19 protein-coding genes and 2 pseudogenes are annotated in these 21918 nt (G+C 43.0%); 13 read left to right on the top strand and 8 right to left on the bottom strand.

What is annotated here, in order from left to right:
- Positions 1–347: 347 nt before the first annotated feature.
- From LC065_RS18655 to LC065_RS20625, 8 genes and pseudogenes are all read left to right on the top strand, one after another.
- Positions 348–1934 carry a PucR family transcriptional regulator gene (locus LC065_RS18655; RefSeq protein WP_226588188.1) on the top strand — a complete coding sequence of 529 codons (1587 nt, stop codon included), beginning with the start codon at positions 348–350 and terminating at the stop codon, positions 1932–1934.
- A 309-nt stretch (positions 1935–2243) separates the two neighbouring features.
- The gene (locus LC065_RS18650; RefSeq protein WP_226588190.1) at positions 2244–3584 is read left to right on the top strand and encodes an aspartate aminotransferase family protein; all 1341 of its coding nucleotides are present in this window, start codon (positions 2244–2246) and stop codon (positions 3582–3584) included.
- A 22-nt stretch (positions 3585–3606) separates the two neighbouring features.
- A pseudogene (gene ald, locus LC065_RS18645) lies at positions 3607–4741 on the top strand (alanine dehydrogenase).
- A gap of 124 nt (positions 4742–4865) precedes the next feature.
- Positions 4866–5120 carry a phage holin family protein gene (locus LC065_RS18640; RefSeq protein WP_226588194.1) on the top strand — a complete coding sequence of 85 codons (255 nt, stop codon included), beginning with the start codon at positions 4866–4868 and terminating at the stop codon, positions 5118–5120.
- A 197-nt stretch (positions 5121–5317) separates the two neighbouring features.
- Positions 5318–6010: an ABC transporter ATP-binding protein gene (locus LC065_RS18635; RefSeq protein ID WP_226591599.1), complete on the top strand. Its 693-nt coding sequence runs from the start codon at positions 5318–5320 to the stop codon at positions 6008–6010.
- Positions 6007–7018, top strand: a pseudogene (locus LC065_RS18630) (ABC transporter permease). The gene LC065_RS18635 and the pseudogene LC065_RS18630 overlap by 4 nt, the downstream one beginning before the upstream one ends.
- Before the next feature lie 32 nt (positions 7019–7050).
- The gene (locus LC065_RS20630; RefSeq protein ID WP_371933371.1) at positions 7051–7332 is read left to right on the top strand and encodes a TetR/AcrR family transcriptional regulator; all 282 of its coding nucleotides are present in this window, start codon (positions 7051–7053) and stop codon (positions 7330–7332) included.
- The gene (locus LC065_RS20625) at positions 7286–7711 is read left to right on the top strand and encodes a TetR/AcrR family transcriptional regulator C-terminal domain-containing protein (RefSeq protein ID WP_371933370.1); all 426 of its coding nucleotides are present in this window, start codon (positions 7286–7288) and stop codon (positions 7709–7711) included. Before LC065_RS20630 ends, LC065_RS20625 begins: the two co-directional genes overlap by 47 nt.
- A 119-nt stretch (positions 7712–7830) precedes the next feature.
- Here the strand turns inward: LC065_RS20625 and LC065_RS18620 are convergent, their stop codons facing one another.
- The gene (locus LC065_RS18620) at positions 7831–8259 is read right to left on the bottom strand and encodes an excalibur calcium-binding domain-containing protein (RefSeq protein WP_226588200.1); all 429 of its coding nucleotides are present in this window, start codon (positions 8257–8259) and stop codon (positions 7831–7833) included.
- A gap of 527 nt (positions 8260–8786) precedes the next feature.
- Positions 8787–9872 carry a dual-specificity RNA methyltransferase RlmN gene (gene rlmN, locus LC065_RS18615; protein WP_226588202.1) on the bottom strand — a complete coding sequence of 362 codons (1086 nt, stop codon included), beginning with the start codon at positions 9870–9872 and terminating at the stop codon, positions 8787–8789.
- Between the two features lie 367 nt (positions 9873–10239).
- Here rlmN and LC065_RS18610 point away from each other — a divergent pair, with 367 nt between their 5' ends.
- On the top strand, positions 10240–10719 hold the full coding sequence (locus LC065_RS18610) for a site-2 protease family protein (RefSeq protein WP_306163625.1): 480 nt from the start codon (positions 10240–10242) through the stop codon (positions 10717–10719).
- A 42-nt stretch (positions 10720–10761) separates the two neighbouring features.
- Here LC065_RS18610 and LC065_RS18605 read toward each other — a convergent pair whose 3' ends face one another.
- Positions 10762–11088 (bottom strand): nucleoside triphosphate pyrophosphohydrolase, encoded by a 327-nt coding sequence (locus LC065_RS18605; RefSeq protein WP_226588206.1) that lies wholly within the window; start codon positions 11086–11088, stop codon positions 10762–10764.
- Between the two features lie 155 nt (positions 11089–11243).
- Entirely contained in the window at positions 11244–12926 is a 1683-nt protein-coding gene (locus LC065_RS18600) for a serine hydrolase domain-containing protein (RefSeq protein ID WP_306163624.1), read from the bottom strand.
- A gap of 557 nt (positions 12927–13483) precedes the next feature.
- On the opposite strand from LC065_RS18600, the gene LC065_RS18595 reads away from it, so the two are divergent.
- A complete protein-coding gene (locus LC065_RS18595) occupies positions 13484–14398 on the top strand; it encodes an EamA family transporter (protein ID WP_226588211.1) in 915 nt (304 codons plus the stop codon).
- 20 nt (positions 14399–14418) lie between these two features.
- Here the strand turns inward: LC065_RS18595 and LC065_RS18590 are convergent, their stop codons facing one another.
- The 3 genes from LC065_RS18590 to LC065_RS18580 form a co-directional block, all read right to left on the bottom strand.
- The gene (locus tag LC065_RS18590) at positions 14419–16389 is read right to left on the bottom strand and encodes a TRAP transporter permease (protein WP_226588213.1); all 1971 of its coding nucleotides are present in this window, start codon (positions 16387–16389) and stop codon (positions 14419–14421) included.
- 64 nt (positions 16390–16453) lie between these two features.
- On the bottom strand, positions 16454–17467 hold the full coding sequence (locus tag LC065_RS18585; RefSeq protein WP_226588215.1) for a TAXI family TRAP transporter solute-binding subunit: 1014 nt from the start codon (positions 17465–17467) through the stop codon (positions 16454–16456).
- A 241-nt stretch (positions 17468–17708) separates the two neighbouring features.
- Positions 17709–18566, bottom strand: coding sequence for a thermonuclease family protein (locus LC065_RS18580; RefSeq protein ID WP_226588217.1), 858 nt, complete (start codon positions 18564–18566; stop codon positions 17709–17711).
- A gap of 284 nt (positions 18567–18850) precedes the next feature.
- On the opposite strand from LC065_RS18580, the gene LC065_RS18575 reads away from it, so the two are divergent.
- Together LC065_RS18575 and LC065_RS18570 are read left to right on the top strand one after the other, a co-directional pair.
- Positions 18851–19090 (top strand): ferredoxin family protein, encoded by a 240-nt coding sequence (locus LC065_RS18575; protein ID WP_089653998.1) that lies wholly within the window; start codon positions 18851–18853, stop codon positions 19088–19090.
- 563 nt (positions 19091–19653) lie between these two features.
- Positions 19654–19839 carry a hypothetical protein gene (locus LC065_RS18570; protein ID WP_226588219.1) on the top strand — a complete coding sequence of 62 codons (186 nt, stop codon included), beginning with the start codon at positions 19654–19656 and terminating at the stop codon, positions 19837–19839.
- Positions 19840–20352: 513 nt separating this feature from the next.
- Here the strand turns inward: LC065_RS18570 and LC065_RS18565 are convergent.
- Positions 20353–20466: a YjcZ family sporulation protein gene (locus LC065_RS18565; RefSeq protein WP_206946283.1), complete on the bottom strand. Its 114-nt coding sequence runs from the start codon at positions 20464–20466 to the stop codon at positions 20353–20355.
- Between the two features lie 505 nt (positions 20467–20971).
- On the opposite strand from LC065_RS18565, the gene ilvE reads away from it, so the two are divergent.
- Positions 20972–21874 (top strand): branched-chain-amino-acid transaminase, encoded by a 903-nt coding sequence (gene ilvE / locus LC065_RS18560; protein ID WP_226588221.1) that lies wholly within the window; start codon positions 20972–20974, stop codon positions 21872–21874.
- The last annotated feature ends 44 nt before the right edge of the window (positions 21875–21918 follow it).

The raw sequence follows: 21918 nt of genomic DNA, 5'->3' as shown, positions 1-21918 counted from the left end.
AACTGGGCAGGTTACTATTAGAGATTTCGATAATCTCATTTGATAAAGGGGTGGAGGGAAACGGTGAGACTCCTATGGGATGTGCGGGACAGGTGAGACCCCGGAAGGCGTAGCCTGAGGAGGCTCAGCGCCCGCCCCCATGGAAAGCGAACCTTTTCCCGTAGCCCCTAAACACCCACAAAAACCTCGAAATCAAGTCATCAACAATCCTGAAAGTTTGTTGAATATTGTTGAAGCTTAAGGTATGTGTTAGATTCACTAGGACTATTAAACTTTTTTGTTAGAAAATCTCACAATCTATTAGATTTTTCTGAAAAATTGTTGTACTTTAAAAGAGGGGTCATTCAATGAACGAACACATGTCGATTGAAAACATCCTGAAAAGGGACCACTTCGCTTCTGCAGAAGTAATTGCTGGTGGGAAAGGCGTCGACCGGCTGGTCAAATGGGTTCACGTTTATGAGATGATCGAAGTGAGAAAGAACTTGAAAGGTGGAGAGCTTGTCCTTTCGACAGGTTTTGGCTGGAAGGATGACCATGAGCTTTTTATCCACTTATTAAAACAACTAATTGAAAAAGAAGTAGCCGGAATCTGTATCGAAATCGGGAGTTTCGTAGATTACATAAGCCAAGAAGCGATCGATTATGCGGAAGCCCACGATTTTCCAATCATCTTATTCCGGGAAGAAGTTTCTTTTGTGGAAATTACCCAAGATATTCATGCGGATCTCATCAATCAGCAATACGAATTCATTACGAATTTAGAAGATTATTCGCAGCGGCTGAATAAACGGTTGCTATCGATTGATAACTACTTTGAGATCCTAAAAAATTTGCAGCAATATGTGAATTGCCAGCTCGTCTATATTGCCAAGGATCATACGGTCGTCACGATCCCAGCCTTGAGAGAGAAAGAACGCGAGCAAGTATTGATGGAGCTGAGCAAGCCGAACACTGGATCGAGAAGAGTTTTAAAACAGCCGGTCCAAGTATTTGATCGGGAATTTGCGAATATTTACTTATTGTCCAACCGTAGAGAGTTTGGTGAATTCGAATCTTTATTATTGGATCGAACGGGGACTGCCCTTGCGCAATACTTGTTAAGAGAACTTTATACGGAAGAGAAGAGAAAAGCAAAAGAAACGGAATGGTTAACAGAGTGGTTGCAGGGAGAGCATGAAGAAGAAGAGATTCGTGACAGACTTGCCATTTACAAACTGGATAAATCCGTAAAAGGCGCTATTGTACTTACCATTAAGTTGAATATGGTGGACAGACAGAAATCCAACCCTGACGTCACTTATATGAATATGCTCATCCATAATATCTTTGACCAGAACGGGTATTATGTTTTTCCAGTAGAGAAGCGACATCAGCTTACTTTTATTCTTTTAAACAGAAAAGAAGCAGAAGATTGGAAGGAAAGGATCAAACGCGGGGTCGTAAGGCTACAGAAAATTAGCCTGTTGAATGATTCTAGTATTTCATCTTTTCAGATTGCAGGTGGTAAATACGTCAAGGAACTATCCAAGTTGCATGAAAGTTTTCAAACCGCCCAGGAGACCTTAACTTTGCAGGAGAAGCTTCCCGAAAATCAGTCTAAATTTTTTTACGATGACTTACACATGTACCGATTGATTTCACTCGTCCATCAGCACAGTAACCTTGATGGATTGGTCGAAGAGTACTTAGAACCGATTATCAAGTATGATGAAAAGAATAACACCAACCTCCTTGAGACATTAAGGGTCTATTTGGCGTGCAACGGATCTAAAAAAGAAACCGCTTCCAAAGTTTTTGTAGTTCGTCAGACCTTATATCATCGTCTGGAGAAGTTAGAAAAACTGCTCGGACCTGACTTCATGGAATGTGAAAAACGGCAGGTCATCGAATTTGCGCTTCTTGCTCATGAATATCAAAGAGCCGTTACCTAACCGCTTTCCTTAAACACTTATTCTGACCTTTTGAATAAGTGTTTTTTTATCCCCCTTTTCCCATTAAAGTTCCCTATTCCCATCCCCGCAGGAAAGTGAGTAGTTTCCCCTGACGCCCAACATAGCAACGAACCCCGGAAACATCTCTAAACTGAGTATTCAACAATCCTGCCAGATTGTTGAATAGCGCTCTTGTCATTATGTGAAAGTGGGGAGATGACTGTTTGACATAATGTCTAATGAAAGCGCACCTCAAATGTTAGATAATTAAGATAATTCTAACAAAAGATCATTGAGGAGGAATCTCCGTTGACTAAAGCTGATGTAAAAAGTGAATTGCTTTCAAAAGACGAAAAGTACGTATGGCACTCCATGAAACCTTATAACCCTGATGCAACAATGGTGGCGAAAAGTGCGAAAGGTTCCTGGATCACCGATATAGACGGTAACCGGTTCTTGGATGCGATGTCAGGATTATGGTGTGTGAACGTGGGATATGGGAGAGAAGAGCTTGCGAAAGCAGCTTATGAACAGATCAAGGATCTATCTTATACGCCGCTTACTCAAAGCCATGAAGCAGCAATTCAATTAGGAGAAAAAATCAATCAGCTGCTTGGGGATGACTATGTTGTTTTTTTCTCAAACAGTGGATCGGAAGCGAATGAAGCGGCGTTTAAAATGGTACGTCAATATCATCAGCAAAAAGGAGACCATTACCGCACGAAGTTCATTTCAAGGTATCGAGCTTATCATGGAAATTCCACAAGCGCGTTAGCTGCCACTGGCCAAGCACAGAGGAAATATAAGTATGAACCACTTGGCCTCGGTTTTTTACATGTCGCACCCCCTGATGAGTATCGGAATGAACATAGTGAAAAAGATCAATGGGGAGCAAAGGAAATCGATGATGTGATGACATGGGAATATAGTGAGTCGATTGCTGGAGTGATCATGGAGCCGATCATTACAGGTGGTGGTGTGATCGTACCGCCTGAGCAGTATATGAAAGAGGTTCAAGCCATTTGTGAAAAACATGGAGCCCTTATGATCGTAGATGAAGTGATTTGTGGATTCGGACGTACGGGTAAGCCGTTCGGTTTTATGAACTATGGAGTAAAGCCTGATATCATTACGATGGCAAAAGGGATTACGAGTGCTTATCTTCCTCTTTCAGCAACAGCAGTCAAACGGGAAGTGTATGAAGCCTTTTGTGGTGACGATACGTATGACTTCTTCCGTCACATCAATACCTTCGGTGGTCATCCGGCGGCATGTGCGGTTGCCCTCAAGAATATTGAAATTATGGAAAGAGAAAACTTGTTTGAGCGTTCACGTGAATTAGGTGAGGCAGCAAGAAATGATTTGAACACGCGTCTTCAAAACCATAACCATGTGGGTAATGTGAGAGGAAAGGGATTGCTCATCGGTATCGAAATGGTGGAAAGCAAAGAAACGAAGGACCCATTAGCTGTGGAGAAAGTTAATCAGATCATCGCCTATTGTAAAAACAAAGGGATACTGATTGGCAAAAACGGGATGACAGTGGCTGGCTTCAATAATGTCATTACATTGTCCCCACCTTTGTCTATTGAAGAAGAGGAGTTGACTTTCTTGCTCGATACCGTGGTAGAGGCGATTCAGTCGATATGACCTTGATAGGAGGTTACCTGGAATGCAGATAGGGATACCGAAAGAGATTAAGAATAATGAAAACCGCGTAGCGATCACTCCTGCTGGTGCGGTTAATCTAATCAATGAAGGACATGAAGTTTTTTTTAGAGTCGAAAGCCGGGGAGCGCTCTGGATTTTCTGATCAACAATATGAAGAAGTCGGAGTGAAAATAGTAGGTGCTGCTGCGGAGGCATGGGCCCAGCAAATGGTTTTGAAAGTCAAAGAGCCTCTGGCGGAGGAGTACGGTTACTTTTATGAGGGATTAATTTTATTCACGTATTTGCACCTTGCGGCAGATGAAGAATTGACAAAAGCATTGGCAGAGAAAAAAGTGGTCGCTATTGCTTATGAAACGGTTCAAGCAGAAAATGGATCTCTCCCTTTGCTTACACCCATGAGTGAAGTGGCTGGTAGGATGGCAACACAAAAAGGTGCGCAATATTTAGAGCGTACCCATGGCGGCAAAGGCATTCTACTCGGCGGAGTGCCGGGGGTGAAGCGTGGGAAAGTTGCGATAATCGGAGGTGGCGTTGTAGGGACGAATGCTGCAAAAATCGCCATCGGGTTAGGCGCAGATGTGACGATGATCGATCTCAGTCCAGATCGACTCAGGCAGCTGGATGATATATTCGGTTCCTCTATCAATACGCTCATGTCGAATCCATTGAATTTGAGTGAAGCTGTCAGGGAGTCTGATTTGGTCATCGGTGCGGTTTTGATTCCAGGAGCCAAAGCTCCAAAACTTGTGACTGAAGAGATGGTGAAGTCGATGAGTCGTGGAAGTGTCATCGTAGATGTTGCGGTCGATCAGGGTGGCATCGTCGAAACGGTCGACCACGTCACAACACATGATGATCCGACCTATGTGAAATATGGGGTTGTCCATTATGCGGTTGGCAACATGCCTGGAGCCGTTCCGCAAACGTCAACACTTGCACTGACGAATGTTACGATTCCTTATGCTATTCAGATTGCGAATAAAGGTTTTCAAAAAGCATGCATGGAAAACGCCGCCTTACTAAAGGGGATTAACGTTGTCAATGGATGTGTAACATATCGTGAAGTTGCAGACGCCCATGGGCTGGATTATATAGAAGTCGAGAAAGCCTTTGGTCCAAAGTCTTTCATTTCTTAAAAAGAGATGAGGTCTCGTCCCTTATTGGGGCGAGACCTCGTTTGTTGGGCAGAAGTAATTAAACTTCTGCATCATGAATAACATGGAATAAGCTCTAATTATCATTATAAAAGGAGATATACCCATGGATTTCATGATCGACTTCACTCCGTATTTAGGACTCGCTGTATTGTTGTATGCAATGAGGCAGACGAGACGTGTGCCGAACAGGTACATTCCTATCCTCGCTGTAGTCTTAGGGGTTGCATTTTCCTATTGGCAGCAAGGTATCTCTCCCGCAGCAACGGTCGAAGGGTTAAAGTACGCTTTGTATGGAATCGGAACGGTCGCTGGTGTGAAGTATTTTCTGGAGAAAAAAGAAGAAAAGGTAAAGGACTGAGCCACCTGGGCTTGGTCTTTTTTGGTTGAGCTTACATCGTTGATTAAGCGGCATTCGCAATTGATGTTCTTAATATAAATAGTTAATATGAGTGATTACTCACTTTACAAATTCTAGAGGTGGAGTATAATGTATGTGAGTAATCACTCATTAAAGGGGGAATTGAATTGGAAAAAGTGGTGGAATTAAGTGAAATCATGCATCGGTTTGGCAAGGTAACGATCATTGATTATGTAGATTTTACTATTCAGAAAGGTGAAATTTTCGGTCTCCTCGGTCCCTCAGGTGCTGGAAAGACAACGCTTGTTAAATTAATCGCGGGGATTTTACAGCCGACAAAAGGATCTATTCTTCTTAACGGGGTATCCATGCCCGACCTCGAGCAAATGAAAAGGTATGGGTTTATGGCACAATCTGATGCTTTATATCAAGAATTGACGGCATGGGAGAACCTTGATTTTTTTGCTTCCATCTACAAGTTGCCTAAAAAAAAGAGAAAAGAAAGAATAAAAGAGGTGCTTGAAATGGTTGACTTGTCATCCTCCTCAAAACAGCCGGTTGAAACTTTTTCAGGGGGGATGAAAAGGCGGTTATCATTAGCTGCAGCTCTTGTTCATGAACCAGAACTGATAATCCTTGATGAGCCTACCGTTGGAATTGACCCTGTTTTACGGCAGTCCATTTGGAATGAACTTTATGATTTGAAGAAAAAGGGCGTCACGATTATTGTGACCACGCATGTCATGGACGAGGCGGAGAAGTGTGATCGCCTGGCTCTTCTCAGAAACGGAAAAGTGATTGCCATGGATACCCCTGAGAAGTTAAAAGAGGAAGTAAATGTGAAGTCTATTGAAGACGTGTTCTTGCATTATGGAGGTGAAACTAAATGAATACCTTGCATGTAATGAAAAGAATCCTTCTCCAGTTTCGGAGGGATAAAAGAAGTGTAGCCCTTATGGTGGTAGCGCCGCTCCTTGTTTTGTCATTGATGTGGATGGTATTGGATCATGATCAATCCAACCTGGAATTAGGAGCCGTAGACGTTCCAGAACCCATACTTCAAAAATTGTCGTCTGACACCCTTGTTGTTGAAACGCTGTCTTCTTCTAAAGCAGAAGAGAAGCTGGAGGAAGGGACTTTGGACGCTGTGTTATATTTTGAGGATAAGGAAATATCACTGCTTCTTGAGGGAAGTAACCCAAACACTGCAGGCGCAATACAAAAAGAATTGCAATCCCTACGGGAGGATCAGCAAAACATGGTGGACGTAGAGTATTACCATGGGTCAGAGGATCTGGGGTTATTTGATTACGTAGGACCTGTCCTCATCGGTTTTTTTGTCTTTTTCTTCGTATTTATAGTGGGCGGGGTTTCTTTTTTAAGAGAACGCACACAGGGCACATTGGAAAGGTTGTTGGCTACACCAATCAGACGGTCTGAAATCGTGTTCGGTTATCTCGCAGGATTTGGGTTGTTCACCATTGTTCAGTCTCTAATCATCGCGTCGTTTTCCATTTACATCCTGGGGGGTTTTCATGGAAGGGAATTTCCTATATGTGCTCATCATCACCATTTTACTAGCTCTAGCGGCTCTAAGCCTGGGTACATTGGTCTCAGCATTTGCTAAGAATGAGTTTCAGATGATTCAGTTCATTCCTTTGGTCATTGTCCCTCAAGTGTTCTTTTCCGGTTTATTCCCGACAGAAGGCCTTGGAACATGGGTGCAGATCATCGGAGATATGATGCCTTTAACGTATGGGGCAGAAGCGATGAGAGGGATTATGCTGCGCGATGCTTCTTTAGCGGAAATCCAAATGGAAATTTATATTCTGCTTGGGTTTACGGTGTTATTCACGACATTGAACATATTCGCATTGAAGAAGCATCGGCGTTTATAATGGTACAAGGAACGCCTGAGGAGGATGGATGAATGACTGATTTTAAGAAATGGGTGGAGACTTTAGAGCAAACCACAGAGGAAGATCGGAAGTTAACACCGAAACAAGAACAAATTTTAAAAGCGGCCGTAGAGATTTTTGCAGAAAAGGGGTACGCTTCTTCTTCCACCAGTGAAATTGCGGCTAAGGCGAATGTGGCGGAGGGGACGATTTTTCGTCACTATAAAACGAAAAAAAGAACTCTTGATCTCTATCGTGACGCCATTTATGACGAAGTTCACTCTGCCGTTTTTTGCTTCTCATTTTGCCAGTAAAGTCTTTGAAGAGCCTCCTGAAGGATTAGAAGGTTTATTGCGCACTCTTTTGAAGAATCGGTTTGAATTTGCCAAGGAGAACGCACCGCTTTTGCGTATTGTCATTCAGGAAATGGCATTTCATCCTGAGCTGCAGGAAAAATTTCAAGAAGTATTTCTTGAAGAGGTTTTCCCGAAATTTGAAGAAGCTTTGAATCAATTGAAGGAAAATGGGAAACTTGTAGAAATACCCAATGCCTCCATCATACGTATGATTATTTCTTCCGTACTCGGATTTCTGGTCACCCGTTTTATTATTGCACCTGAATTAAACTGGGATGACGATAAGGAAATTGATCATACGATTGACTTCATTATGCATGGTTTAGCTCAGAAATAAAAAAGGTCTATCCTATAAAAGGATAGATCTTTTTTTATCTAAAGATTGGACAAGGTGCTCCTCTGCAAAGAAATAGCGAACCAAAATGGCTCGCTTAAGAGGGGGATGGTCAATATGATTTAATTTTCTTTCCGTACAAACAACAGGCCACCACTCAATAGAAACAGCCCCAACCCGAGTAACGCATATGTAGCATAAGGCGCCGCGGTCTCTGGAAGCTCTCCACCTTCTTCGTCAGAGGATTCCTCTTGAGTTCCGCTTTCCTCAGAATCTTCCATGGCTTCATCATCTGATGCATCTGAATCACTAGAGCTATCATCTGAAGAGCTGCCACCTAAGCTTTCACATGGGGTACCATCTTTATCACGGTCCAGTCCATCTGGATCGTTGTTTTCGTCGTATCCATTTTCTTCCCAATATTGTTCTGCTTCTGCTGTAGAATCAAAGTCGCTGCAATCTTTGTCTCCGTCATGGCTATCTGCACTTACGACTCCTGCACTGCCAAAGGTTAAAGTCAAAAGGAACAACACAGATAAGATTTTTTTCATTCTGGAAAAAACTCCTTTTTAGATAGATTTCCATCACCCCTTGGATATTTTTGTATATTCTTCTATTTCCAATATTTTTACAAATAAAACCATTTTTTCCGTATTTTTTAAAACAATCAATTAAGAGAATAAAATGATAGGACGAGGACGGTCCTAAAATCATTTTCAAGAAGAAGGTCTGGAAGGAAAAATCGCAGTGGGATACAGGGGTCTTTGCAGAGGAACGTGCAGTTAAAACGCTGGGGATAAGCATGGCTCTCATTCGGAAATGTTTGACCACTTTAGAGACAAGGAGTCTTTTATTTTCTTTACAGATTATGACCGGTTGTTCGACACTCTTCACACTTTCGCCTACGAATATGAATCTTCGAAAATTTTAACAGCCGTTGCTCAAAGTGAGAAAGTCTTGGCCATTGATTTTTCAGCAGTTGGTAAGGGGACAGGAATTGAACGTTAAAGAGATGACCGGCTATATAGAAGAAAGTTACAAGGATTAAAAAAAGCATGAGGCCGGAGCCTCATGCTTTTTAGTTTGTTTGCATCTTTTTCTTTTTGCGTGCTTTTTCTTTTTCAATCTGCTTACTGCGCAACTGTCCGCAGGCGGCATCGATGTCGGTACCATGCTCCGTACGAACCCCGCATTTAATTCCACGGTCCATCAAGGTTTGATAGAACGTAAGAATCGCTTCTTTTTCACTTCGCTCATAAGGGTGGTCAGCGACAGGGTTGTATGGGATCAAGTTGACGTAGGATAAGTGTCGTTTATCCTTCAACAATTCCGCAAGCTCTTCCGCTTCCTTCTTATGGTCATTGACGTCCTTGAGTAAAATGTACTCGAAGGTAATCCGTCTGTTCGTCTTTTCAAGATAATAATCAATGGCAGGCATCAATTTTTCGAGCGGGTAGGCTCGGTTGATTTTCATGATTTGAGTACGTAGTTCATTGTTTGGTGCGTGAATGGAAAGAGCCAGGTTAATCTGGATGCCTTCATCAGCAAACTCATACATTTTCGGCGCAATTCCACTAGTGGAAACGGTAATGTGACGCGCTCCGATGGACAGTCCTTTTTGATCGTTTACAACTTTTAAGAAGTCGATCAAGTTGTCGTAGTTATCGAATGGTTCACCAATTCCCATGACTACAATGTGGCTGACACGTTCGTCGTTTCCTTGTTTATCCAGGTGTTGTTGGACTTGCATGATCTGCTCTACAATTTCGCCGCTGGAAAGATCTCGGCTCTTGCGCAGGATTCCACTGGCACAGAAGGAACAACCAATGTTGCAGCCGACCTGTGTCGTTACACATACGGACAACCCGTAATTGAAGCGCATCAGAACCGTCTCTATGACGTTCCCATCATCCAATTTAAATAGAAACTTGACGGTCCCGTCCTTTGATTCTTGTTTTATTTCTTCAGAAAGTGTCTCAATCGTAAAATGTTCTTCGAGAACATCGATGCATGATTGATTCACGTTTTTCATCTGTGAAAAGTCTGTCACACGCTTTTGGTAGAGCCAGTCCCACACTTGCTTGGAGCGGAACTTTTTCTCACCATGATCTATAAGCCAATCAGTCAGTTGGTCAAACGTCAATCCGTAAATGGATCGTTTCATAAATACGCTCCTCTTTAAAAAAAATCGCTATTCCTATCATACTCGAAATTGAGTTGTTAAACAACAGTATGAGGAATGTTGAAATTTTACAAACATTTGCAGGGAAGGCTACCACGGTTGTTTTTAAATGAAGGTGTTAGCGAGAGAAGGAGAGCGAAACAGCCGGAAGGTAAGTTTATATACTGTCCAAGTGAGGGGGCGGACTTCTATCCTTTCGTGAAGCGTATGGCGATGAACCGAGCCCTACCAGTCAAAGGTCACCTATCTAAGCCTATGGAAGCAGTTTTATGCGTTTACGTTATCTTTTTACGAAAAAGGGAAGGTGTTTTTTCAGAACTTTAATTCACACTCTAACGGAGGAACACTTATGTTTACATTGAATGACATTCCTATGTTCATCATAAATTTTTTTCTGATTTTGCCTCTCGTCACACTGGTCCACGAAACGGGTCATGTCGTTGTCGCCCGTATTTTTGGGGGGAAAATACGCTACTGTATAGGCACAGGGAAACTGCTTTTCCATGTGGGGCCTTTGGAAGTGAGGCGTATGTACTTTATGGAGGGCTGGTGTCAGTATGAAAAGCTTTCTTATAACAAGACTTGGGCACATGTGTCGATCTATCTTGCCGGGAGTCTATTTAATTTGTGCATCATCCTGATGTTGAATGTATTGATCACCCATGAAGTCCTTCCTGTGGATTTATTTTTCTATCAGTATTCCTATTTCTCTGTGTATTTCATCTTCTTTTCACTGTTTCCTTATCGAAATGCAGACGGTAAGCCAAGTGATGGAATGGCGATCTATGATGTCATTCGTTATGGAAAAGCGGAAGATCCGATTGATTAATAGAAAGAGGGGAAAGCCAATGAGGCTTTCCCTTTCAGATGGTCACTCATCTTCAATATCCAGGAGCATCGTACGATTAAAGAAAGCTCCTCGCTCTTTTCTGCGGTGTTGACGAATATGTTCAAGTTCTTCAATTGTGGCTCCGTGTGTATAAGATAAAGCGTGAATGACTTCCAGAAGGTCTGCAAGTTTCGTCAGGGAATCTTTATTCTCATCCGTGTTGAAATATTCTTCGACTTCATCTTTCAATTTGTGTTTCAATGAATCATCATACTCCTTTTTATTAAGGGTTCGAGTACGGATGTTTTTTCCCGAATCTCTTAATAAGTTAGGGATGTGATCTCGAACTAGTTTGTTGTGCTTTGTCAATGTTCCACTCTCCTTTCGGCTATACCGATACTTAACCGTTTCCGGGAAAAAGAAAACAACTAAATATCATAAACTAATTGATATAACAGATGGCGAGGAAAGGGGAAAAGTAAATGCAGACAAGGGAGGCTGCTTGTCTGCATTTTGAAAAAATATTAATAGGAACGTCTTTCCCAAGAATCGCTTTTCACATCGAGGGCATTTCCGCTTATTTCTAAATCATCAATGTACCAGCCGCGGTTGTTGACGCTCCTATCGGTTTCATAGGTGAAACGTATATGTGCCGTTTCTGATGGTAGTTCAATATTTCGTGATACCCATCCGTTACTGTCGCCTGTAAATCTATCCAGTGTTGTCCAGGTTTCCCCATCTTTCGATACTTCTAGAGTTCCGAAGTCATAACCACTTTCGATTTCAAACCATGTGCGGAACGTTAGCGAGGCCGGTTCTTTGAGGGTTACCTCTGTCTCTAATTGGTTCTCCAATTGATCCCCATATCCTGAAAACCACGGGGTTGATTTTTTATCCATTTGGATCGGTATGGCATCCGCCACTTTTCGGGCAAATCCTCTGCGAGCCCCGTTTGTAGATACCGTTTCTCTTGTAGGGTGGACACGATTCGTTAGTAAAATAGCGATCGTATCATTTTCCGGATTTACTACAATGGATGTTCCTGTGTAACCCGTGTGCCCATATGTTCTTGGACTAGAGAGGGCATCCATATACCATCCTTGTTGAAGTTCCCATCCTAATCCGTGGTCATCACCTGCAAATTGAGGGATGCGGTTTTCTGTAAGCAGTTTGACGGTTTCAGGCTCAAGAATCTTCTGGTTTCCATACGTACCTTCATTTAAAAACATGTGCGCGAATTTGGCTAAATCGTTTGCTGTAGAAAAAACACCTGCATGACCGGCTACTCCATCCAGTGACCAGGCACTTTCATCGTGTACTTCTCCCCATACAAGCCCGCGATTCGTCCAAGGTTGATCTTCTGTTGCAGCAATACGTAGTTTTAATTCCTCGCTTGGGTTGTACATCGTATCTTCCATATTTAATGGGGTGGTAATGTTTTTTTCTACAAATTCATCTAAGCGCATATTGGAGAGCCGTTCGACGAGAGCTCCCAGTGTAATCATATTTAAATCGCTGTAAGTATAGGTGGATCCGGGTTCATTGGTGAGAGGATATTGTAAGACATGTTGTAAACGATCACTTCTGTCCCCTTCAACTTTATAAAGAGGGATCCATGGCTTAAAGCCTGAGGTATGCGTTAAGAGCTGCTCAATCGTCACGTTTTCCTTACCATTTACGGAAAAGTCGGGGAGATGCTTTGCGACCGGGTCATTCAATTCGAACGCACCCTGTTCATACAAAATCATTGCGGCTGTTGTAGTGAAAATTTTGCTGATGGAAGCGAGATCAAAGATGGTATCTTTCGTCATGGGGATAGGAGTTTCCGATTGTGTAAATTCATCGTCTTCATACTTCATGGCATATCCGTAAGCATCTTCTTTAACAATATGGCCTCTTCTTGCGACAAGAGCTACAGCCCCAGGCATAACGTTATCTTCTATGGCAGACAGTAAGAGAGGATCGATTTCTTGTAAAGGTTTTTCTCTCATGCCTGCCCCTCGTACTGACCCAGGGTGCAGGATCGGTGAGGAAGGACCTGGTTGATCCCATGAGAATGCAGGATGGACAGTACTATGGTTCGTATGGACATTCGGCTTCCCCCTTTTTTCTATGCTTGGTCCCGGTGCTGCGAGACTTGAATTTGGAATGAATAACGTTGTACCTAAAGCAGTTGTTAATAGGATGGATATAGCTTTCTTATTCATTTCATGCCCTCCTTTTTCAGATAATTCAAGCATACGGTTTTGCATTATAGTTGTCTATACCACTTTAGTAGTAATAGAAAATTTATACTAAGTTAGAAGAGGTTATAATGGTATGGGATAAAGGGAGTACAAGAACCCATCAAATCATTCCATCATCCATTTTCTTTCCCGCTCAGTCCATTCCTGTAAGGAATTTCATTAGATATAGGGAAGGAAGATGAAGACTGTTTATCCATTTATATCAGGACGTTCGATTGGTTTTGGGACATTTCACCCTAAATAGCGCTGCAGAGTTTTATCCTTCTGTATTTGAGGTATGTATTTATATATCAAATAAAGGAGGAATGAAAATGAAAATGATTCGCTCGTTGATCCATACTATCGTAGATATTCTCTTATTCATTCCACGTACGATAGGAAGATTGATTAAGAGAATCGTATAATTCAGAAACATAAACTGGGCCGCTCTTTTAGAGAGGGGCCTTTTTTAATGAATACGAATGATAGATAAATGAGGGTATGAAATGAGAATCCCTAAGGAAAGGAGGAGGGGACGAATGAAAGGGAAAGGGAAAGGGATGACTCTCGTTCTCTTCGGGGCTGCGAGCTTTGGGTTCACACCGATTTTTGTGAAGACGGGTTTTTCTTTAGGGTATACGCTCGGGGAACTGAACATAGTGCAAATGGTGGTCGCCTTTGTATTTTTATGGTTAATCAGTTTCTTCAAAAGGATTTCTTTGAAAGGAACGAGCAGAAACGATCTTTTCAAAATCATGTTGACAGGCACATCCGTTGGTTTGACCAGCATCTTTTATTATGGTGCGATGCAGTATTTACCAGCATCAATTGCCATTATTCTATTATTTCAATTCGTATGGATTGGAATGTTTTACGAATGGATTTTTACAAGAGTTATTCCTACAAAGATCAATTTCCTTTCATTGGTTGTGACCCTCCTTGGAGTAGTGTGCGCCTCTGGTGTGATAGGTGGAGGCTTTTTTGATATTCCAATAGCAGGACTTTTGCTTGGACTGCTCTCCGGCTTTTCTTATGCAGGTTTTGTCTTTTTCAGCGGACAGGTCGCGACAAAAACCTCCCCCATAGCAAGAAGTGCGCTGATGGTGACCGGCTCGCTGGTTCTTGTGTTGGTGGTTTTTGCTCAAGACCTCCCAACACTTCCTCTATTAGAGGGGCAGCTGTGGATCATAGGTGCAGGTGTGGCTTTAGTAGGCGCGGTCATCCCTCCATTATTTTTTGCTCAGGGTGCTCCGTTGATTTCTGGAAGACTTGCGAATGTCTTGAGTTCTATTGAACTTCCAGTGGCCATCGTTTCAGCCATGATCATCCTTTCTGAATCTGTTTCCTTGACTCAGTGGGTGGGAGTGGCTTTGATCGTAACAGCAATTTTCATTAATGAGCTGGGAGGGTTATGGCTTAAAGGGAAACTGGAAAGAAAAAGCCAGACCTCGTAATTTAAAGGCCTGGCTTTCATTCACACGACAGCTTCTTGCTTTGAGGAATCCTCCTTTTTGCTTTTTACATATTGGAAAACAGAAATGGCTCCGAAGACGCCTAATCCAATGAGGGAGATGATCAGATTCGGATAAACGAGCATCAGTCCACAAGCGACGAGTGCGATTCGTTCCACCCATGTGACTTTCGTGGCGAAGAATCCAATCAGGGCGGAACTGATGGCCGCCATTCCTAATAAGGCTGTGATGACACTGATAGATAAGTTGAATGCATTGACGTCCCCCTGCAGTAATAAAATCGGGTTAGTGACGAACACATACGGGATGATAAACGCAGCAATTGCCAGTTTTACCGCGGTTACACCAGCTTTCATCGGATTGGCCCCGGCAATTCCTGCTCCTGCATAAGCAGCGAGACAAACCGGAGGGGTGATGTCTGCGACAATTCCGAAATAGAAGACAAACATGTGAACGGCAATAACCGGAACATCAAATGCTAATAAGGCTGGAGCCGCCATCGTAGCGGTTACGACATAGTTGGCTGTCGTAGGGAGCCCCATCCCTAAAATAATACAGGCAATCATTGTGAAGAACATGACAAGGAAAAACTGCCCTTGAGCAAGATCGATAATTCCTCCGGCAATTTTAGGGCCCAGGCCTGTAGTCGTTACTGTCCCGGCAATGATTCCTGCAGTCGCACAGGCAGCGATGACGGGGAGGGCGACACGTGCTCCTTCTTCAAGCAATTTGATGATTCCTTTCAATGACATGCGTGTTTCTTTACGGAAAAAACTGATTACAAAGGCTGTCACGATAGCAAATAAAGCGGCATACGTTGGAGTCCGTCCTGCAAGCAGGAATCCGATAATGATGACGAGCGGAAGGAACAAGTCCAATCGTTTGACCAGTTTATTCGTTTTAGGGAGTTCTTCTTTTGAAAGCCCTCGGATATTTTGTTTTCTTGCCTCAAAGTGTGTGCCTAAAAAGACCCCTGAAAAATACAAAAGAGCGGGTACAATCGCAATGACGATGATTTCGTTATAAGGGATTCCCGTATAAGATGCCATGATGAATGCTGCGGCGCCCATGATCGGCGGCATAAGCTGCCCTCCGGTTGAGGCAGAAGCTTCCGAGGCTGCGGCAAAGTGAGGTTTGAAGCCTGCATTTTTCATCATCGGAATGGTAAACGATCCAGAGCCCACAGTATTGGCGACAGAGCTTCCGCTTACCATTCCTTGAAGCCCACTTGCCGCAACCGCAGCTTTGGCCGTTCCGCCCGTATATTTTCCTGTTAAGCGAAGGGCTAGATCATTGAAAAACTGTCCAATGTTCGTTTTGACGAGAATGACTCCGAAGAAAAGAAATAGAAAAATATAGGTCGACGATATTTGAATCGGAATACCAAATATAGCACTAGAACTGAAAAACATCTTTGTTGCGAGCGTAGGCCAGTCATTACCTGCGTGACCAATGATCGGAATGAAGTTCCCGAACATGCCATAGAGCAGGGCGACAATAGCTATGATGACAATTGGAAGTCCGACGACTCGCCTAGTTGCTTCAAGTAACAAAAGGATGCCGGCGGTTGCAACAAATTGATCCATATAGGTGAAGCCGAATATAATCGCATCATTGATGAGACGGTCATAATTTTGAATGATATAAAAGTTCGCATATAGAGCGATTGCAGCAAAGATAAGATCATACCATGGGATGCCACGTTTGCCCGTCAAAGAAGATTTAATCGGATAGAGGAGATAGACTAAGCATAGAGCCGCGCCCAGGTGAATGGCACCTTGGATGAGTGAAACATAAGCTCCACGGTAAGCGGTATAAAGCTGGAAAATAGTCAGTGCACTACCAAGGATCAAAGTCACCCAACCCCAGGGACCGAGGTTTGTGCGGAATGTGCTCTCTTTGTCGTATTTTTTCATCATTTCCTGCTTGTCAACTTCCTTGTTATCTTTTTTCGTCACGTCTCTTACCTCCATTCTTCTCTAAGTCAACGCTATAAAGAACCGGACAAAAAACAATGTCCGGTTCCGGTTGCTATCTTTATTCCAAAATGCCTGCTTCTTTGAAATACTTCTCTGCTCCAGGGTGAAGCGGTAGATCTTGTGCACCTGTCAAAGCACTATCTTGGGTGACCAGCTTCGCTTGAGCGATTGACATATCACCAGCATTTTCATAAAGTGTTTTCGTCATTTCATAAGCTAGATCTTCACTGACCTGGCTTGTTGAACCGAGCAGAAGCGCCATTGCAGTAATGGTTTCAACAGGCTCTTCCTGCCACTCATACGTTCCTGGTTCAACCGTGTACGCTTCGTATTGACTGTTGGCAACGACTTCCTCTAAAGCGTCCCCTTCAATGTTCAGGAATTTCACTTCTCCTGTAGCCGCGTCTAGTTCATCAGTTGTTGAGGATGGAACCCCTACAACTGCGAAAGAGGCGTCGATTGTATTGTTTTGAAGTTTACTCTTCGCGTCACCAAATCCTTCTTCGAACGCTTCATAGTCGCCTTCTTCGATGCCATAAGCGGAAAGAACCATCTCAGCAGCTTCACGAGTCGCTCCACCTGGAGGTCCGACCGCTACTTTTTTACCTTTAAGGTCTTCTATGGATTCAATTCCTGTAGAATCAAGCGTGACCACTTGAAGCGCTTCTGGGTAAAGGGAGCCGATGACAGCGACATTTCCGACATCTTTTCCTTCAAATTCACCCATTCCTTCGACAGCATTAATCATCGTCGTATTCTGGGCAATCCCCAACTGGAAATCTCCGGATTGAATTTTGGCGATGTTTTCAACAGAAGCTCCAGATTCTACAGAGCTAACATCAAATCCCTCAGCGTCAATATTGTCTGCAAAAAGGTTCGCCATTTCTCCTCCGAGTGGATAGTAAACGCCTCCGACGCTACCTGTACCCATTGTCAGGTTTGTCATTTCTTCGCCACCATCACTTCCGCCGTCTTCTCCTCCGGAACTGCTTGTCCCACTTTCACCACAAGCACTCAAGAATAGGCTTACTGTGAAGAGAAGAACGAACATTAACCATGAATACTTTTTCATTTAAAGACCCCCTATTATGAAATTGGATTGATTTAAAAGGATCCATTTCCTCCATTTAAATCAAAAAGTTCCTTATATTTACATGATTTTACCTTGTTTATGGAGGAATTACAATAATATTACAAAAATTAAGACAATTGAACTTCGGTAGGAATAAAAGAAAAAGGACCTCCTCATAGGAGCTCCTCTTCCACGGTCCAAAATGGCAGAATAATTCACATGGACCGTCCATTTTATTGCATTATAAACTTTCACAAACGAGACCATCCTGATCGTGCCCATCCAGGCGATGTGGGTCTTGGGCGGGGCCTCCAGCCGCTTCATAAAAGGCTTGTGCTACTTCTTGTGAAGAAAAGTCACCACAGTCCCTGTCTGGTCCTTGAGGATCATAGGGAAGACGATCTTCATAGGGGGAGGAGGCTGGTATTTCCTCCGCTTTTGGTGACTCGCCTCTCTGGAATCCCTCATCAGTAGCGTAACCCTCCATGCTCCAAATCCCTTTCTCTTGTTGTTTGGCACGAGTCTCTGCGTTTTTCATAGATGCTGAGTGAACGTAGGGTGGATCATATTCATATGCATATCGGGCAAGTCCTTTTTCCAGTAATTGCTGGTTGAAATTCTCTCCGTTTACCCAAACATAGCCAAGAAGTCGGTCATAATGATCACGCTTTGGGCCGTCATATTCGAAACGAATTTCTTTTCCTGACAACTTCTCTTTTGCAAAGTCACTTGCCTCAGGTCCAAAGGGCTGGACGGGCTTGTTTGGATGAACGGTTTCGGGCGTGTCGACAAGTAACAAACGGACACGTTCTTCTCTGCCTTTGATCTTAATGTCAATGGTGTCTCCGTCCACGACATTTGTAACCGTGGCATCAACATCTCCGGGCTGTTTTCCTTCGTCAGATGCCATTGATTCCTCTTCTAGAGGTGTTTCCTCCTCTTTTTCCAAGGAAGCACTTGGTTCGGAATTTTGTGATTGTTCGGTTTGACTTTCAGACTCTTCTTCTACTGGCTGGGTTTCGGTACAACCGGTAAGTATTGAAATGGATAAAACCAGCAATACGATGAGACCACGAAAAGGTCGTATCCATGAGGACATGGACATCCCTCCTTCCTTTTCTAACAATAGAATGGAGACAGGATAAAAAAAACGCAGAAATCCAAATTCTCCATTCAGATTTCGTGCGTTTTCATCTTAGTCCCAGCCTCTTAATTGCTATCTTTATTCTACTAGTCGCTGTTTCCTTTGGCAAACGTACTACGGGGGCGTTCTCTCTATAACCATCTGGCTGTGGTATGTGATAAAATAAAAAGTACAAAGATTGACAAAACCCCTTGCTTTTCGAGACACTAATCATAATAAGGAAATAGGGAGAGATACATATGGCATTTGTTATTACACAACCTTGCCAAGGCGAGCAAGCCGGAGAGTGCGTCGACGTTTGTCCTGTCGACTGCATTGAAAAAGGGGAAGACCAGTACTACATCAATCCTGATATTTGTATAGACTGCGGCGCGTGTGTATCGGTTTGTCCGGTAGATGCGATTGTCGAAGAGTATGAGCTGATGCCCGAGGAAGAGCCGTATCTAGAAAAAGCGGAGAAGTTCTTCGGCAACATATAAAAAAGAAACGCCCATCCCATGGGCGTTTTTTTATTTGTCTTATTCTTCATTGCTCTTGGTTTCAAGATGTTTTCGGGGTTCGTTCCATGGGTTGAGCTTCAGGGGGGCTGGGAAGCTACTCGTCCAGCTGCATCGCCAAGACCCTCGCGACACAAGCAGAACAGTAAAGGAATGAAAGAGCACATTCCGTTGCTGTTCTGCTTATGACAGTCGTGTCTACCAGGACGATTCTGCATTTGTACACTTTCCTGTAGGGGAGTGCCGACCTTCCTCGGACTACCGCGGAAAGCGAATCATCCCCCTATTCCCCCATCCACTCAACAAATGTCTCGAAACTGAGTCTTCAAGTAAAAGGAGCTTATGTAAAATTAGGTCTTAACAAATTTTAATAAAATAAAAGAACTTATTAGAAATTGGTGTTCTGTTGGTTTTTTAGAGGTCCATCTATGTAATTTTTTGTTGAAATCAGATAATTTAGATAATTTTATGTGATTTAAAAGAGGAATAAGGGGTATGAGAGTAGAAAGAACTAATAAAATAATCTTTGTGCAGGAGTTGATTGGATGCTCATGTCAGTTTATCCCCCCGAAGGTTCATATCAAGAAAGATACCATTTGATCGATCAATTGAGGGATTTAGGTTACACAGAGGATGCCTTTGGAAAAAGGACGATTGAGATGACTTTGCCGGAGTTGCAGCAAATTTTCATCAACTTGGAGTATCAAAGAGAGAGTGCTCTGGAAAATTAATACTGAGAAATTACGAATTCGAAAAGCCTTCACAGCTAAAAAGAAGCGAACCGGCTATCTTACATAGGCGACTCGCTTCTTTATGCATTTTTCCATTACAGATCTTTACTGTTTTCAAAATGACATTATTAGACAGGCCGGTGTGCGGCGATGAAAAACATGATGAAACCGGCCCATAAAAAAGAGTGTGCTCATTATTTTGATATAATAAACATTCGTTTGCATAAAAAAGCCAGAGCGTGTACGCTCTGGTATTGAAAGAGGGAGACATTCTACAGGTAGAAGTTGTAGAGAATATGTCTCGCTGTCTATTATAACCAAACCTATATTGAGAAAACAATTTATCTCTCGAATTCTTTCAATTGCAAAGATAACGAACAATGAACCAGAAGGTGGTGAAGACCTCTGGTTCTTTTTTTATGCACACCTAATCAGCGGAAGGTGGTTATTATACCTTCCGCGTCTGTGTAAACCACTTATAACGGGTAAAGGTGATTCACACGAAAAGGTTTTTTAGTTATAGAAAGAAGCTCCTACGATAATCAAAAGGATGAACAATACAACGATCAAAACGAAAGTGCTTCCGTATCCGCCGCCGTATCCGCCGCAGCCACCATACCAGCCCATATCTTTCACCACCTTTTTTAATCCTATACGACACAGTATGAAGGGACAGGCTTCGAAGGCAGGGCGAATGTCCATGATTGTATATTTGAAACTCCCAAGTACAGAAAAGTGGTTTTATTGAAGAATCATTGCGAATAATCGTCCCTGATTGATCGAGTGTTTTCAAGCTGAATCCACGCTCATTTGAGATAAAAAAGAAAAAAAGAAAGGTGAAAATGAAACGGGATGTCAAGCCTCTCAACGGTGTAAGCGCTTAACCTATTCATTGAATCTTTTGAGTGTTCAGAAAATTTGCTGAAAACCTGTTGACCTTCCCACGAAATGGGTTTAAAGTAGTCCTCAATCAACCACATCGATGACTTCAATCGTCTGGTTGGTTCATGGGAAAGACCTGAGATTGGGACCCTGAAAATGTAAGATCACCACTTACCAGAAGGGTCCACATTTTCTTTATCATTCTTTAATCATTTCAAACATTAAACTATAAAAGAAAGGAGTGCTGAAAATGAGCAGCCAATGGATTTATATGAGCGGTGAATACGTGAAGAAAGAAGAAGCCGTTGTTTCCGTTTATGATCACGGTTTCTTATATGGAGATGGGGTGTTCGAAGGAATTCGTGTTTACGAAGGAAACATCTTTAAGCTCGATGAACACTTGAACCGTCTCTATGATTCAGCGAAGTCGATCATGCTTGAGATCCCACATAGCAAGGAGGAACTCGAAGAGATTATTGCGGAAACGGTCCGCCGTAACCAGTTGGAAACCGCTTATATCCGCGTCGTCGTTTCCAGAGGCGCCGGCAACCTGGGTCTGGACCCAGCCAGCTGTGCAAATCCTCGTTTGGTTGTCATTGCTGAAGCACTCGCTTTGTTCCCGAAAGAATTATATGAACGCGGGGTCCGCCTTGCCTCTGTTTCAAGCAGAAGGAATCGACCGGACGTGTTACCGCCCCAAGTGAAATCGTTGAATTACTTAAACAACATTCTCGTGAAAATGGAAGCCAATCAGGCAGGCGTAGATGAAGCTCTCATGCTGAATGATCAAGGCTATGTGACGGAGGGTTCCGCCGACAACATCTTTATCGTGAAGAATGGAACCATCCTTACACCGCCGACATATTTAGGTGCATTAGAAGGAATCACCCGTAACGCCATCATCGATTTAGCTGAAGATAAAGGCTACAAAGTCAAGGAGCAGCCATTTACAAGACACGATGTTTACGTCGCGGATGAAGTGTTTTTGACAGGCACAGCAGCAGAAGTGATCGCTGTCGTAGAAGTCGATCAGCGAAAAGTTGGAGATGGGAAACCAGGGGTTGTCACAAACCACTTGCTTTCAGAATTCAGAAAAGTAACGACAACCGACGGATACAAAGTGTACAGCAAAGATCAAGCGAACGTGAGTTAGTAGAGAAACGCCGAGCAGAGTTGAGGCATTTGAAAAATAAATCA

It is taken from the genome of Halobacillus litoralis, from assembly GCF_020524085.2.
Taxonomy (GTDB): domain Bacteria; phylum Bacillota; class Bacilli; order Bacillales; family Halobacillaceae; genus Halobacillus; species Halobacillus litoralis_E.
This window is presented reverse-complemented; position numbering and strand designations above follow the sequence as displayed.

Coding starts and splice junctions, on each gene's coding strand:
- LC065_RS18655 (WP_226588188.1), top strand. CDS start 348: ATGAACGAACACATGTCGATTGAAAACATCCTGAAAAGGGACCACTTC.
- LC065_RS18640 (WP_226588194.1), top strand. CDS start 4,866: ATGGATTTCATGATCGACTTCACTCCGTATTTAGGACTCGCTGTATTG.
- LC065_RS18635 (WP_226591599.1), top strand. CDS start 5,318: ATGCATCGGTTTGGCAAGGTAACGATCATTGATTATGTAGATTTTACT.
- LC065_RS20630 (WP_371933371.1), top strand. CDS start 7,051: ATGACTGATTTTAAGAAATGGGTGGAGACTTTAGAGCAAACCACAGAG.
- LC065_RS20625 (WP_371933370.1), top strand. CDS start 7,286: ATGACGAAGTTCACTCTGCCGTTTTTTGCTTCTCATTTTGCCAGTAAA.
- LC065_RS18620 (WP_226588200.1), bottom strand. CDS start 8,259: ATGAAAAAAATCTTATCTGTGTTGTTCCTTTTGACTTTAACCTTTGGC.
- rlmN (WP_226588202.1), bottom strand. CDS start 9,872: ATGAAACGATCCATTTACGGATTGACGTTTGACCAACTGACTGATTGG.
- LC065_RS18610 (WP_306163625.1), top strand. CDS start 10,240: ATGTTTACATTGAATGACATTCCTATGTTCATCATAAATTTTTTTCTG.
- LC065_RS18600 (WP_306163624.1), bottom strand. CDS start 12,926: ATGAATAAGAAAGCTATATCCATCCTATTAACAACTGCTTTAGGTACA.
- LC065_RS18595 (WP_226588211.1), top strand. CDS start 13,484: ATGAAAGGGAAAGGGAAAGGGATGACTCTCGTTCTCTTCGGGGCTGCG.
- LC065_RS18590 (WP_226588213.1), bottom strand. CDS start 16,389: ATGGAGGTAAGAGACGTGACGAAAAAAGATAACAAGGAAGTTGACAAG.
- LC065_RS18585 (WP_226588215.1), bottom strand. CDS start 17,467: ATGAAAAAGTATTCATGGTTAATGTTCGTTCTTCTCTTCACAGTAAGC.
- LC065_RS18580 (WP_226588217.1), bottom strand. CDS start 18,566: ATGTCCTCATGGATACGACCTTTTCGTGGTCTCATCGTATTGCTGGTT.
- LC065_RS18575 (WP_089653998.1), top strand. CDS start 18,851: ATGGCATTTGTTATTACACAACCTTGCCAAGGCGAGCAAGCCGGAGAG.
- LC065_RS18570 (WP_226588219.1), top strand. CDS start 19,654: ATGCTCATGTCAGTTTATCCCCCCGAAGGTTCATATCAAGAAAGATAC.
- LC065_RS18565 (WP_206946283.1), bottom strand. CDS start 20,466: ATGGGCTGGTATGGTGGCTGCGGCGGATACGGCGGCGGATACGGAAGC.
- ilvE (WP_226588221.1), top strand. CDS start 20,972: ATGAGCAGCCAATGGATTTATATGAGCGGTGAATACGTGAAGAAAGAA.